This window comes from Mobiluncus mulieris (genome assembly GCF_014204735.1).
In the GTDB taxonomy this organism is placed as follows: Bacteria; Actinomycetota; Actinomycetes; order Actinomycetales; family Actinomycetaceae; genus Mobiluncus; species Mobiluncus mulieris.
On the sequence record NZ_JACHMA010000001.1, the window covers coordinates 2,320,827 to 2,334,840 of the forward strand.

The window sequence follows — 14,014 nt, forward strand, 5'->3', positions numbered from 1 at the left end:
TCAAGGAGCCGGCTCAGCATTCGCTGAGCCGGCTCCTTAGTTATGCGCAAAACCTAGAAACCAAGCAGGCTATAAATCGTGTGATAGTTGAAGTGATAGAACAACCAGCTCGCGCCCAAAAGCAACAACACAAAACCTGCGTAAAACAAAACATCGTACATGCGGTCGCGGGTCGTAATCACCCGGTGTAAGACGACGGCTTTAGGGGGATTGGGGTTATCCGGGGTTGGCACCTCGTGAACGGGGATTTCAACCAAAGTGGCGTGACGCAACCGCCACGCCGTGAACCCACCAATCGCCAGTCCGGCCGCTAGCCCCCCCAGGTGTGCCACCCACGCCACGTTAGGCAAAACGAAACCGATAACGAAGTTGATACCAATCAAGGCGGCCATCTCGGTGTACGGCAGGCGCAGCATCCGCTGAATCGCCAACATTATCCCGAAAAAACCGAATACCGCCCCTGAGGCGCCCACTGTGAAAGTCAACCAGGCCTGGAGATTCAGCAAAGCCGTCAGGCAACACGCCAACGAAGCTGCCAGCGCGCAAATCACAAAGGACAAAAGCAGTTTCGTATGCCCCATGATGGGTTCCAAGGCGCGACCCACCACCCACAAGGCCCAACAGTTAAAACCAAGGTGGAAAGGCATCGGGATAGAATGCAAGAAAGCTGCCGACAAAAACCGCCACGGTTCAAACAAAGCCGCCGCCGGCATGAAAGCAAAGTCGCGAATTAGCGTCGGAAACAACAGCGTCGCGACCCAAATCACCAACATGGCAAGGCAAAGCCCCCAGGTCACAAAGGATTTTGGGGGCTTTGGGGCTCGAGTATTCTCGGAATAGGACTCGGATTCACTCAAGGTTTACTCGACAATCTCGATGGTTTCAATCATCACGTCTTCCAGCGGGCGATCCGTACGATCCGTGGCGGTGGTGGCAATCTTGTCCACCACCACGCGAGAAGCGTCGTCCGTGACCCGTCCGAAGATGGTGTGTTTACCATTCAACCAGGTGGTGGGAGCCACCGTGATGAAGAACTGGGAACCGTTAGTGCCCTGGCCGCCGCGAGTGCCTGCATTGGCCATCGCCAACAGGTACGGCTCGGTGAAGGCAAGGTTCGGGTCGATTTCATCGTCAAAGACATAACCCGGGCCGCCGGTGCCGGTGCCCAGCGGGTCGCCGCCTTGAATCATGAAACCGTCAATAACCCGGTGAAACACCGTCCCGTTGTATAGCGGGTCGGTTGAAACCTCGCCGGTTAACGGATGCGTCCACTGGCGCTGGCCGCTGGCGAGTTCCACGAAGTTCTTTACCGTTACCGGTGCGGATTGGGGATAGAGTTCGAGGTGGATGTCACCTTCTGAAGTGTGCAATATAGCTTCCATGGACTAATCTTTTCATGCCCCCGCCCCCCGGCGCAACGCTATGGGGCGGGAAATGTGTCGAAAACCTGGAATCCCGACAAGCCTGGACAAGCGCGTTGCTGAATCTGAATACAAAACAACGGTGTATCGGTGGCAAGTTTGCCAAAAAAGGTGCAAAATAGAGACAGCTGCACCCGCTGAGTCAATGACTCGGCTTGAGCATGGTTGGGATTTTAGGTTTGAAAATGTCTGGAACCCAGAACCCATATTGGAAAGGATATTGATGTTGGATAATTTCGCGAAATGCCTGGACATGGACTGTGTGAAGCGGGTTTCTGGCGACGTGGCGCAAAACGCTGCGGGCACGGTGGTGTTGGCTCGTGATGCGGTCGAGGAATTCTCTGCTAGAATGAAACGAGACCTGCTGCCGCGAGCCCAAGCGGCGCAAAACGCCGTAACCAAGGCGGTTACCGGTGAAGGTTCCCTGAAAAGTAAAGTTATGAAAGCGAGTGATGGTGTCATGACAGCGTTGAATCCACCGAAGAAAAAGTGTCCAATCGGCCACCCTTGGCTGTTGACTGTTGTGGTGGCTGGCGCCGCTGCGGTCATCGGTTTTGTGTTGTGGAGCCGGTCGCGTCCGGTTGAAGACCCCTGGGCCGAGGAATCTTGGGAAGATATTGACGACGACGACCTGGTGGTGGTTACGGATTACGGCGAGGAAGGCGAAGATAAATAGCCGCTGCGCCGTGCCGGCGTGTCGGGGCGGCGATTCGCTGCCGCGCGTGTGATTTAAAACTTCTGGGAGACTGGTTGGCGAGCCAGTCTCCCTTTGGTTTAGCTTTTCGGTATTCTGCCGGTTACCCTGTTTTCGAGTTTTGCGCCCGGTTCGTTTTGCTAGGTCGCGGATGGTAGCTGCCCGTCGGTGTCCCCTGGGTCACCGTTCATGAGTTGCGGGTCTTATTTCCACCACATCAGCATAATGAAACCGACCATAATAACCCCGAATCCCACGGCGAGGTTCCATTGCCCGATACCCAAGAGATTGTAGCCGCCAAATCCCAAGGCCAGGGCATAGAAAACCACGATCCACAGCAGCCCCAGCAGCATAATCGTTACCGCCAGCGGCGCATACCACCGTGGCGAGCGCTTGATATCCTCGGTCCACGAGGGGCGCAGTTCACTGTCGGACTGGACTTTTTTCGCGTCGCGCTTGCGTTTCTTTGATTCAGGCACAGTTTCCCCTATCAAGTAAAAGACATTTTAAATCTAACTTCTATGATATCTTTTCGTCGCGTTACGCGGAAATTGGTAAAATTGAAGTGTCTAATTTTTTCTTGGTGGGAGAGTGGGTTTATGTCTGGGGATGCGATGCCGGGAGGTTCTGGTTCGGCGCCTGAAGGCTTAGGGTTTGTAAGTTCGGTGCCCGGAAGCTCAATTCCTGGAAACTCTGCGCCGCCTCGAATCTCGCGTCGGCAGCGCCGCGAAATGCGGGAACAAGCGGGTTCGACGGGGGTTGGGTCGCCGCTGGTAGCCGGTTCGGTGGCCGCTTCGAACTCGGTTCATGAGGTGCCAGCACCTCATGAACCCCAAGCACCTCATGAACCCCACCTCACCCCAGCATTCCCCACCAAAGTAGAATCCGAACCGGACTGGGACACTCTGATGGGTGAAAAACCCAATAAGGCGACCAGTCCGGTGGCGGCGAATTCCCCGCATCGGAAACGGAAAACCTCTGTCTCTGTGCTGGTCATGTCGGGGGTGGGACAAACGATGTTGACTGCCGGGGTGGTGCTGGCCTTGTTTGTGGTGTGGCAGCTCTATGTCACTACCTGGCAGGTGCAGGGGGCGAGAGCCGCAGCGGTGGAATCTTTCACGAAATCGGGGGTGCAAGAGGCTACTAAAACCACCGAGGAACAGCGGTTTGACCCGCCTCCGCCGGTGACGATTCCGCCCTTTGGTCAGACCTTCGGTACTTTGCATGTGCCGCGTTGGGACGCAATGGTAATCCCTATTATGGAGGGCACCACCAGTGCCGTTTTGGACACGGGATATGCTGGGCATTATCAGGAAACTCAAGGGCCGGGAGAAGTAGGCAACTTTGCCCTGGCGGCACACCGGCGTTCGTATGGCAACTCGTTTCGCCGCGTAGAGGAACTGCAGGTTGGGGATCCGCTGGTGGTGGAAACTGCCCAGGCGTGGCTGGTCTACCAGGTGTCTTCTACCGAAGTGGTGTTACCCACCCAGGGCGAGGTCATCCACCCGGTGCCCCACAAGCCTAAGGATACGGTGCCTACTGAGCGACTGATGACCTTGACGACCTGTCACCCGGAATATGGGAGTACCGAGCGTTTTATTGTGTATTCCAAACTGTCGTATTGGGTGCCGCGTTCTGCGGGGCGTCCGGTGGCTTTGCAGGGCATCGCGGCAATGCAGTCGGTGGGTGGCGCTGGCGGGGCGACGGGGGATGCGTCAGCGGGTACCCCGGCGGGTACTCCGGCGGGTACTCCGGCGGGTACTCCGGCGCAATAGGGGGGTTGCTCAATGTATGCCTGGATTTTTTCGATTCTGCCCGGACCTAAGTGGTTACGGATTTTGGAAGTTATGATTGTGATATTGGCGGTGGTGGCGGCGCTGTTCCAGTGGGGTTTCCCCTGGGCGGTCGAGACCTTCCACCTCGGTGAAAACACCGTGAACTAGGAGGAATGCAGTGAAAGTAATGGTGGTTGGTGGAGCCGGTTATATTGGCGCTCACGTAGTGCGATTGTTGGAAACACGCGGGGATGAAATTGTCGTGGTTGACGATTTATCCTACGGTTCACCCGAGCGTATTGGGGGGGCGGAACTGGTGAAGTTGGACTGCGCCGATGCCTCGCGTTACCCGCAGCTATTGGCGGCCATGCGTGGGGTAGATGCCGTAATCCATTTTGCCGCCCGTAAACAGGTCGGTGAATCGGTTCAGAAGCCGGCCTGGTACTACCAGCAAAACATTGGCGGGCTGGCTTTGGTGCTGCAAGCCATGGGGGAGGCCGGGGTTGGCAAGATGATTTTCTCTTCCTCGGCGGCGGTCTATGGGATGCCCGACACGGAAATCGTGCCCGAAGATATTGAAAAACGCCCTATTAATCCCTATGGAGAAACGAAGCTGTTTGGGGAAACCATGATGGCGGCCTGTCAACGCGCCTTTGGACTGCGTTGGATTGGGTTGCGGTATTTTAATGTTGCTGGCGCGGGGGCATCGGATTTGGGTGATCCCGCGATTTTGAACCTGATTCCGATGGTGTTTGAGCGTATTGTGGCGGGGGAAAATCCGCTGATTTTTGGGGATGATTACCCTACCCCGGACGGAACCTGTGTGCGTGACTATGTGCATGTTCAGGATTTAGCTCAGGCGCACCTCGAGGCCTTGGACTATATGAGCCGTGCCGAAGCCGCTGGTCAGGATTTGGAATACCATGTGTTCAACGTGGGGACTTCTACCGGTTATTCCGTGAAAGAAGTGGTTGACGTGGTTGCTAAGGTGACGGGGATTGATTTCACTCCAGAGGTTTGTGCGCGTCGTGCCGGGGATCCCCCGCGTTTGATTGCGGATTCCACGCGGATTCGCCAGATTATGGGTTTTGAGCCGCGCTATGACCTGGAACAGATCGTGCGTTCCGCCTGGGAGGCTTGGCAGGTAAAGCCAGGGCGGCACTAAAGTCTTGATGGACAACACGGTGGTGCGCCGACGCTGGATTCTGACTGGTATCGTTCAGGGGGTGGGTTTTCGTCCTCACGTTGCCCGAGTGGCTTCGCGTTTTGGGGCGGGGTTGACTGGATTTTGCGGCAATGATTCCCTTTCGGTTTTCATCGAGGCTCAGGGCGAGTTGTCGGTTTTGAGGGCTTTTATCGCGGCGGTGGTTGGTGAGGCACCTCCTTTGTCTTATGTCATGAGGTGCCAGGAAACTACGATTGACGTGGTTGACTCGGAAAACGAGTTTCGGATTGTGGCCTCTCGTGGGGGCGTGGGGGCACGCACCTTGATACCCCCGGATGTGTCCTTGTGTGCCGCTTGCTTAGCGGATATTCGCGACCCCGGGAACCGGCGTTACGGCTATGCCTTTACCACCTGTACTAACTGTGGGCCGCGACTGTCGATTATCGAGGACTTGCCCTATGACCGCCCTCAAACCACCATGCGGGATTTCCCATTGTGTGCCGCTTGTGCGGCTGAATACCGCGACCCTGGCGATCGACGTTTTCATGCCCAGCCGATTTCCTGTTATGACTGTGGCCCGCACCTGTGGCTGGTCGCTGCGTCGGAGCTGCCCACCGGTCTAGCAGACCCCTTTTCTAGCCAAGACTTAGGTGTTGACCTGGTTGACGGGTCTCGGGGTGGTCGCAGTCCGGCGGAACAGGATGCGGTACTGGACGCGGCAGCAGCGGATTTGAGGTCGGGCAAGATTGTGGCGGTCAAAGGCTTGGGAGGTTTTCACCTCTTGGTGGATGCCACTAATGAAACCGCTGTGTCGCGATTGCGACGGCGTAAACACCGTGACGGTAAACCCCTGGCGGTGATGGTGGCGGATTTCGCGGCGGCTAGAGCGCTGGTGGATATTGATACCCCGGAAAACCCGATAGCACAACTATTACTTTCTCCTGCCCACCCCATAGTTCTGGCTGTGCGTCACGGAGCGGCCATTGCTCCCTCGGTAGCACCCGGGTTGGACAACCTGGGAGTGATGCTGGCCTACACCCCGTTGCACTTGCTGCTCTTAGAACGGGTGGGACGACCAGTAGTAGCGACTTCGGGGAATCTGTCTAGCGAGCCCCTGTGTTACACGAATGCGGATGCCTTACGTCGCCTGGGAAGTATCGCCGATACTTTTTTGCTGCACAACCGGGGCATTGCCGTGCCGGTAGAAGACTCGGTGATTATGGCCGCGCCGCTCACCTTACCTAGTTCCCTAAGTCTAAAGACAGCTTTTTTGCCGGTGCGTCGGTCTCGCGGCTACGTGCCGCTGCCTTTCCCCCTGCCCGAAAAACCATCGCGAGACCCCGCGTCACAACCATGCATAAGCGTCAATCAGGTCAATCCAGTAATATTGGGAGTAGGCGGTGAATTGAAGAATACTTTTACCTTAGTTAGGGATGGATTGGCTTTCACTTCGGCTCATCTGGGGGATATGGGTTCGCTGGCGTCGCAGTTGGCTTATGAAAAAGCTATCGGACAGTTAACCAAGATTCACCGCGAGCATCCCACCATTGTGATTCGTGACTTGCATCCGAACTATGCCACCACTGCCTGGGCAGAGCGCTACGTGGCATCAGCTCGGGATTCTGGCCGGACGCTACGGCTGCTAGCTTTGCAACATCACCGGGCACATGCCCTGTCGCTCTTGGCTGAAACCCGCGTCCCCCACGCTATTGTGATAGCCGTGGATGGCACCGGCTACGGTGATGACGCGAAAATCTGGGGCTCTGAAGTGTTCTTGGTGGATACGTCCAGGGTGGCGGCGCAAGGCGAAGCGGGCGTGCCGCGTCTGGCTCATCTGCCGTATTTCCCCTTACCGGGTGCGGACTTGGCGGTGCGTGAACCGTGGCGTCAAGCGGTGGCACTGTTGCGCTCCCTGGGGCTTTCCGCCACCGGTTTACCTCTGGAGTCACGCTGGTGCAGCCCCCTTGGCCAGACGGTGTTATCCCAGGTGGATTCCGGTTCCAGCCCCTGGTCTTGCGCTTTGGGACGTTACTTTGATGCGGTGGCGGCATTGCTGGGGCTGTGCGAGATTTCAAGTCACGAGGCCGCCGCCCCAGTCGCAGTACAAACCGCTGCGAGGCGTTGGCAGGCGGAAAACCCCCGTGCCGCCGCGCAGATTGTTCACCGCTACCTATTCCAGCTCGGTACCACCTCGAGTGATGGCCCGGTAGTGGCGCAATGGACGGCTTCCCCGCCGCCCCAAACCGGAGTCAGCTGCGACGCGGCTGCTTCCCAGTCGGGAATTGGGACTGTACCCCCCGCTGCTCGGGAACTGCCGATGGCGGGAATTATCACCGAGCTGGTAGCGGGGATAAAGGCCGGAATATGCCCGGGGGAACTGGCGTTTCGGTTTCATGTGGTGGTGGCAAAACTCTTTGCCACCACCACATGTGCGCTGGCTGCAGAATATGAGTGCGCTGCCGCCGGTATCACCGGCGGCAGCGCACTCAATTCTCTATTAACCGAGCTTATAGGTGCAGCTGTCAAAGAACATGGGTTGACCTGGTTGACACATCAGCGCATCCCTGCCAATGATGGGGGGCTCTCGCTGGGTCAGGCCTTTTATGGCTGGCTGGTCACCATGTAGCCTAGCCGGTAATCTTGGCTCGCACCTCATGAACCCGACCCAAGGAACGGCGGCACACGCTATTTGTGACCACCGAATTTCGCGATGGTGACCAAGCGCAAAATCCGCCAGTTAAAACCCGCAAAAGCGAATAGCTGCAGGAGTGGATTTTGCCGACGTCGCAGAGTCGCCGGGGAAGGATTCGGCGCATTGGCGATGCGTTCATTGGTTTCGGGACTCATCTGTTCTATAGTCCAAGTCTCTTCATTCATAAAGCTTTCCTTTCGTTAAGCGTTGAGTTCATTGTCAGTCATCAAAATGTCAATTTATAGTCAACCACGTCAATTACTTAGAGGAAGCGTAACCGGCTTGAAAAATCAGCTAAGATTCGTCAACTAGGTCAAGCGTTTCCATCGTTTTGAACGTAAATCACGTCAAATCCTTATCTCTGTTATTCCGGAATAATCCACCAGAAAGGCTTCCACTTAGCTTTGTAGATAAACCCGAAGTGCAACAGCAATTTTGTCCAGTGTCCAAACAGTCCGATTTTCCCAAAACTCAAGCGGGGATGTCGCCCTGCATTATCTGGATACTTTTCCTGGTTAGGTACAATCGGGAACATCACCATGGCAGCTGCTGATCCGTTCTTCAGCCCGGTACCAGTGGAAGCCACACAGGCCGCCCCCAGCACCGCCATCGAGGCTTCGTGCAGGGGAGCGTTAGAGCCTTTCTTGATTAAGTCCACAATAGACATAGCTACTTCCTTGCCGATGCTGCCTGAAGGCATCCCGGTTCGCGGGGGAGCCGGAGAGATATTCGTTCCATTGGGGGTCTGATGCGGCTTGGAGATCCCGTGCGGAGGAGCAAAGGCAATCCCGATGGCAAAAATATTGCGATACAGCGGGGACTGGTAGGTTGAAGGCCAATCCTTATGTGACCATTCCTCGTAGGGTTTTGAGGCGTAATTCCCATCCACCTTCATGAACCCCGCTGCGTTGAACATCTCCGGGATAGGGGCACCGTCCGGTTTCCTAGCCTCTAGCGGAACCCCGGTAAATGGCGGCAGCAGCATGGCAAAGTCGAAATTTAACTCATGCATATTCCCATCGTAATCTTCCCAGGTCAGCGAGTTCTTTCGCACCTCGCGCACCCCGGCTCCGGTAATAGCCTTTACCTGACGTTCCCGGAAAAGCGACTCGGTCCACAGCTGCGAATCGGTGCTATAACCATTTTCCCGAAATCGCATTCCATGCATCCCGAAGTCACCCAGTTTTTCTTCGTTCGTCAGGTAAACCAACTCCACCTGGTCGCGTACTCCGGCCTGGCGCAAATCGAATTCCGTGTTGAAACAATACTCGAAAGCCGCGCCCTGACAGGTACAAGACCCATTGCCGGTACCAATTACGATTCGCTTGTGCCCCCCAGCCTTCAACTCGGCCACGAGTTCTTGGAAGGCCGCGCCGGCCTGTTGGGCGTGGTCGGGGGTACACACTGAATACGTATTTCCGGCATCTGGTCCCAACCCAGGGGTGGCGGCGAAATTCAACTTCGGGCCGGTGGCATTAATCAAGTAATCATAGTGGACAAAGGCGCGTCGCCCCTGGTTTTTCCCCGCAGTGAACTCGATTTCTACCTGGGGTTTGGTGTCATTATCTCGGCCTTCTGGGTAGATAATCTTGGCGGCGGCCTGGTGAAAAATTACCCCTTTACGTCGATAAATCGGAGCCAGGGGGAACACCACTTTTTCTTTATCCATTTTCCCGGTTCCAACCCAAATATTAGAGGGAACCCAGTTCCAGTTGGCGCGTGGTGAAATCACGACAATCTCGTGTTCTCGTCGGGACAGCTTGCGGCGCAAATGCATGGCAGCCGTATGACCCGAGATGCCGGCACCCAGTACAACAATCCTTGCCATTGATGTTTTCCTTACTTATCGTCTTCGACTGTTGGGTTGGCAGCCACCGGGTTCGTTCCGGAAACTCCCCGTTAGTTTAGCGCGTCATAACGCGGAAAAGTCTGGTTTTTCGGGGGTAACCTTAGGCAACTCAGCGGCTCCGGTGACTATTGTAGCTTAAAATGGCTGTGAATTTCTCTGTCCTGAAACCCGAACTGGTTTAGAATTACCTCAGTCCCGTAATATTCTAAGGAGAATCCATGTCACAACCTCCCGCTTCCTCTTCTTCCCACGTATTTACCACCGGTGCTACCTGGAGGGCGATTGGTTTTGAAATGACCTCCGAGGCTCGCGCCGACGAGGTCTTGGCGCAGGCCTCCGATAAATGTACCCCGGTAGCTGGCGACATGAAGAATGGAGTTTTTATTTCAAAAGACCGCAGTGGAGCGGCTTTAGTGTTTGACGTGGTTGACGAAAAGATTCAAGATATTCACGAGGATTTCGCGGCGACCACCACCGTCGCGGCGCGGTGGGTAGAGATGCCCGACCGCTTCGCGTTAGCTGATTTTCGCGATGCCAACGGCCAGACAGTGGGGCAAGCCTGCGTGGCTTTGCGTGCCGGGCTGGAAAACCAGCCGGGCCGCGGGGGTCAGGGCGAGCTGGCCGTAGCCGCCTTGGCGCAGCGCGTCGAACTCTACGAGGGGGCACGTAGCTATGCGAATTCCGAAACTGCCCGAATCTTTGCCTCGGCTCACGTGGCGCCTCATGAACCCGCCACCCCCGTAGCGCCTCATGAAAACGTCCCTACCCCACCGACCCCCACCGACCCCGCCGCTACCCTCCCGACCTTTATCTCCATGGGAGCCGTGTCAGTACTGTCACAAAAAGGCGCCCACGCCGGGGCAGTCTTGGCGGGGGAAATCGCGGCTGCCGAACTGCATTCCAACACTTTGACTGGCCAAAACTTCTGGGTAATCGAAGCCAATGTGGGCTTTCCCCTTACAATTTGTGTCGGCGAATCCGATATGCCCTCGCGTCCGCGTCCCAATCAGGTCATAGCCGGTGAATTCGTGATTGTAGCGGCCGATACGGTCCTCTCGGCGTAAAACGCTGTGTTTCGGCGCAAGTAACCCAATCCAGATTTTATTAAATAAGCAAATCCGCCTCCTAGATTTACTTATTTAAGAAATTTTTTGCCTATCTCTCTAGATTCCTTCTGGATTCCTTCTAGATTCCCTCCAACTTTTCTCCGATTTTCCCTCCAGATTTCCCCCCGCGTCGCCCTTCCAGTAAAATAGACCTTGATTCCCCGTGCGGCGATATCGTCTGAACCTCCCCAGGGCCGGAAGGCAGCAAGGATAAGGGCGCTCTTTCGGGTGTACGGGGAATCCTCTATTTTCGCTCCCGTCGGCTGCTCGTTGCGTGGGGGGCTCGAGGCTGGCGGTGCCTCCCGCTGCATGAGGTGCCAGCTAATATCCCGAGTTTCCCTTGCAATCCCAGCCTTTCCTAGGGGATGCGGCAAAGCGTAATTTTTGGCCTAGCCCCTCGCGCTAAAGTAGAGACATGATGACTGCCCTGTATCGACGCTATCGCCCCGACACTTTCGCCGAGGTCATCGGCCAAGACCACGTTACCAAGGCGCTAGAAGCCTCGCTGGCCAATGGCCGCATCAACCACGCTTATCTATTTTCCGGGCCGCGTGGTTGTGGGAAAACCACTTCGGCGCGCATCATGGCGCGCTGTTTGAACTGTGCCGAGGGACCCACCCCGACTCCGTGTGGGAAATGCGATTCCTGCCGGGATTTAGCCACCGGGGGGTCAGGTTCTCTCGACGTGGTAGAGATTGACGCGGCTTCTAACGGGGGCGTGGATGATGCCCGAGAATTGCGTGAACGCGCGACATTTGCGCCGGTTCGTGACCGTTTCAAAATTTTCATCCTTGACGAAGCACACATGGTCACCGCTGCGGGTTTCAATGCCTTACTGAAACTGGTAGAGGAACCCCCGGAGCACATTAAATTCATCTTTGCCACCACGGATCCGGACAAGGTCATCGGCACGATTCGTTCCCGCACTCACCACTATCCTTTCCGCCTCGTTGCCCCCGAGATTCTGCGCGATTATCTGGCGGATTTGTGTCACCGCGAGGGGGTGACGGTAGAGGATGGCGTGCTGGGTCTTGCGGTGCGAGCCGGTGGGGGTTCAGTGCGTGATTCCCTGTCGATTCTCGACCAGTTGATGGCGGGGGAAGCCGAGCCAATCTTGCACTATGACCGAGCGGTGGCTCTGTTGGGGTACACGGATTCGGGTCTATTGCAAGGATTGGTGGATGCCCTGGTTGACGGTTGTGGGGCGGATGCTTACGGGGTGGTTGACCGCATGATTCAAACCGGACACGATCCGCGTCGCTTTGTGGAAGATCTCTTGCAATACCTGCGCAATTTAGTGATTTTGCGGTTGGCGGGGGTGGGTGGCGAAGCGGTTTTGGGTGATATTCCGGCCGTCCAGCTCTCGGCCATGCGGGCTCAGGTAGCGGCGCGTCCCCCGCGCACTTGGACCCGGGCAGCCGAACAAGTCAATGCGGGTTTGAGTGAAATGGGTGGGGCTTCTTCGCCGCGTTTGTCCCTGGAGTTGCTGGTGGCGCAGTTACTGCTGGAGTTCGGCGTGGAGGTTGGGGAACCGGCCGTCTCGCTCGGCGTGTCTGGGGGTGCCGTGTCCGCACCGGCACCGGCTGTTCCGGTATCGTCTGTCTCCACACCGGCTGTTTCGGCCGCAGCCTCGTCTGCCGGGTTTCCTGCGGTTCCCGCCCCGGCTGCCCCTACGGCTGTTTCGCAACAGTCCGCTGCACCGGTTTCGTCCGCTGCGCCAATTCCGGTGCCTGCCGCTGTTTCTCCCAGGGTTCATGAGGTGCCAGCTCCGTTCCCGCAAGAATCACAACCAGAGCCGGTCTGGGAATTTAAACCCACGCCTTGGGGAATTTCGGGCGAAGCGGTTTCGGGTAAAACCACTTTGAAACCCGCAAAAGCTGCCCTGGAATCCGCCATGCCAGCCTCATCCGACAACTACGAGGCAATCCGATCCCGGTGGGGCGAGATTATGGATGTTTTAAAAGCCCATCACTCCGCTACCGAAAGCTTGCTGTCCACTCACGGCCAGCTGCAAGGAATGCGGGGCAATACCGTCGAAATAGCCTTCCAAAACCAAGGGATGTTGCGAGCCTTTGGGGAACGCCACGTTAGTGCTTTGGCTGGGGTTATTACCCAGGTAACCGGCCAAAACGTAGTGGTAACCGGGGTGGTGGCTGGTTTTGGGGCTCCCAGTTCGCCGTCAACCGCACCCCAATCTGTATCTCGGTTGCCCGCCCCACCGGATTCCGAGTCGCTTCCCCCGGAACCGGACTATCCCCCGGAACCGGATTGTGAACCTGAACTGCCGCTCGTTGCGGAGCCCAGCCCGGAGCCCGAGCCAGCACCTCATGAACCCGAACCCAAATCGGCACCAAAACTTGCCTCAATCCAGGAAGCGGAGCGGGCACCTCATGCACCCGAACCAGCCCCGAAACCGGTGGCAGCCCCGAAACCGGAACCCAAAACCTCACCGGTGAAATCCGGAACTAAACCTTTGCAACTCACTGCCCCCGCCGCTGAGATGCTCCCGGGAATCGAGACGGCTCAGGCCGTCTTGGGCGGAAAAATTCTCGACGGGAGTAACAAATCCCGATGAGCCAGATTTTCACCGATGCCCTGCAAAACCTGATTGATGCGCTGGGGAAAATGCCCGGAGTGGGACCGAAATCAGCCCAACGCATCGCGTTTTGGGTACTGCAAACCGACCCGGAAAACATCAAAAACCTGGCGGCGACGCTCCAAACCGCGAAAGACACGATTCGGTTTTGTGAAACCTGTGGGAATATCACCGAAAACCCGGTCTGCCAGATTTGTGTCGACCCTCGACGCGACCGCTCGCTCATCTGTGTGGTAGAGGAAGCCAAGGATATTGCGTCCCTGGAAAAAACCCGCTCCTACCGGGGGCTTTACCATGTGCTGGGCGGGGCAATCGACCCTATAAACGGTATTGGACCCGACCAGTTGCGCATCAAATCCCTGATGGAGCGCCTGCAAGATGCCGAGGTCAAAGAAGTCATCATCGCCACCAACCCAAATGTGGAAGGGGAAGCCACCGCTACGTATCTGTCTCGGTTGCTGGCGACGCTCCAGATTCCGGCCTCACGCTTGGCCAGCGGGCTTCCGGTGGGCAGCGACTTGGAATACGCCGATGAAGTGACTCTGAGCCGCGCTCTGGAAGGAAGACACAGCTTGGAATAATCACGAAATTACTGTTTTTTGTTGAAAACACGATAGATTAACCCTGTTGCTCGCAAATATGGCTTCGGCTCCGCGCATTCTTGATGGAAATTATCGGGATTTTCGGAATCGGTGGTGGGAGATATTAGCGGGAAG

13 protein-coding genes and 1 other RNA gene are annotated in these 14,014 nt (G+C 56.5%); 9 read left to right on the forward strand and 5 right to left on the reverse strand.

Annotated features, from left to right (window positions below; translation table 11 throughout):
• Positions 1-53: 53 nt before the first annotated feature.
• Together F4555_RS10135 and F4555_RS10140 are read right to left on the reverse strand one after the other, a co-directional pair.
• On the reverse strand, positions 54-857 hold the full coding sequence (locus tag F4555_RS10135; RefSeq protein WP_004013973.1) for a rhomboid family intramembrane serine protease: 804 nt from the start codon (positions 855-857) through the stop codon (positions 54-56).
• 3 nt (positions 858-860) lie between these two features.
• The gene (locus tag F4555_RS10140; RefSeq protein ID WP_004013455.1) at positions 861-1,382 is read right to left on the reverse strand and encodes a peptidylprolyl isomerase; all 522 of its coding nucleotides are present in this window, start codon (positions 1,380-1,382) and stop codon (positions 861-863) included.
• Positions 1,383-1,644: 262 nt separating this feature from the next.
• Between F4555_RS10140 and F4555_RS10145 the strand changes: the two genes are divergently transcribed.
• Positions 1,645-2,097, forward strand: coding sequence for a hypothetical protein (locus tag F4555_RS10145; protein WP_004013971.1), 453 nt, complete (start codon positions 1,645-1,647; stop codon positions 2,095-2,097).
• Positions 2,098-2,318: 221 nt separating this feature from the next.
• Here the strand turns inward: F4555_RS10145 and F4555_RS10150 are convergent, their stop codons facing one another.
• Positions 2,319-2,594, reverse strand: coding sequence for a cell division protein CrgA (locus F4555_RS10150; RefSeq protein ID WP_004013970.1), 276 nt, complete (start codon positions 2,592-2,594; stop codon positions 2,319-2,321).
• Positions 2,595-2,714: 120 nt separating this feature from the next.
• Here F4555_RS10150 and F4555_RS10155 point away from each other — a divergent pair, with 120 nt between their 5' ends.
• From F4555_RS10155 to hypF, 4 genes are read left to right on the forward strand one after another with little or no spacing between them, the layout of a single operon-like run.
• A complete protein-coding gene (locus F4555_RS10155; RefSeq protein ID WP_004015913.1) occupies positions 2,715-3,890 on the forward strand; it encodes a class E sortase in 1,176 nt (391 codons plus the stop codon).
• A 12-nt stretch (positions 3,891-3,902) separates the two neighbouring features.
• Positions 3,903-4,058, forward strand: coding sequence for a hypothetical protein (locus tag F4555_RS10160; protein WP_004013451.1), 156 nt, complete (start codon positions 3,903-3,905; stop codon positions 4,056-4,058).
• 10 nt (positions 4,059-4,068) lie between these two features.
• On the forward strand, positions 4,069-5,055 hold the full coding sequence (gene galE / locus F4555_RS10165) for a UDP-glucose 4-epimerase GalE (protein WP_004015912.1): 987 nt from the start codon (positions 4,069-4,071) through the stop codon (positions 5,053-5,055).
• 7 nt (positions 5,056-5,062) lie between these two features.
• A complete protein-coding gene (gene hypF, locus F4555_RS10170; protein ID WP_115325663.1) occupies positions 5,063-7,681 on the forward strand; it encodes a carbamoyltransferase HypF in 2,619 nt (872 codons plus the stop codon).
• Positions 7,682-7,740: 59 nt separating this feature from the next.
• Here hypF and F4555_RS10175 read toward each other — a convergent pair whose 3' ends face one another.
• Together F4555_RS10175 and F4555_RS10180 are read right to left on the reverse strand one after the other, a co-directional pair.
• On the reverse strand, positions 7,741-7,932 hold the full coding sequence (locus F4555_RS10175) for a hypothetical protein (protein WP_004013448.1): 192 nt from the start codon (positions 7,930-7,932) through the stop codon (positions 7,741-7,743).
• A gap of 179 nt (positions 7,933-8,111) precedes the next feature.
• On the reverse strand, positions 8,112-9,575 hold the full coding sequence (locus F4555_RS10180) for an NAD(P)/FAD-dependent oxidoreductase (RefSeq protein ID WP_004013447.1): 1,464 nt from the start codon (positions 9,573-9,575) through the stop codon (positions 8,112-8,114).
• Between the two features lie 239 nt (positions 9,576-9,814).
• On the opposite strand from F4555_RS10180, the gene F4555_RS10185 reads away from it, so the two are divergent.
• The 4 genes from F4555_RS10185 (at position 9,815) to recR (ending at position 13,879) form a co-directional block, all read left to right on the forward strand.
• Positions 9,815-10,660, forward strand: a complete 846-nt coding sequence (locus F4555_RS10185; RefSeq protein ID WP_103758780.1) for a hypothetical protein — start codon at positions 9,815-9,817, stop codon at positions 10,658-10,660.
• A 194-nt stretch (positions 10,661-10,854) separates the two neighbouring features.
• Positions 10,855-10,950, forward strand: an RNA gene (ffs, locus tag F4555_RS10190) — signal recognition particle sRNA small type.
• Positions 10,951-11,117: 167 nt separating this feature from the next.
• Positions 11,118-13,277 (forward strand): DNA polymerase III subunit gamma and tau, encoded by a 2,160-nt coding sequence (locus tag F4555_RS10195; protein ID WP_115325661.1) that lies wholly within the window; start codon positions 11,118-11,120, stop codon positions 13,275-13,277.
• Positions 13,274-13,879: a recombination mediator RecR gene (gene recR / locus F4555_RS10200; protein ID WP_004013965.1), complete on the forward strand. Its 606-nt coding sequence runs from the start codon at positions 13,274-13,276 to the stop codon at positions 13,877-13,879. The genes F4555_RS10195 and recR overlap by 4 nt, the downstream gene beginning before the upstream one ends.
• Positions 13,880-14,014: the final 135 nt, after the last annotated feature.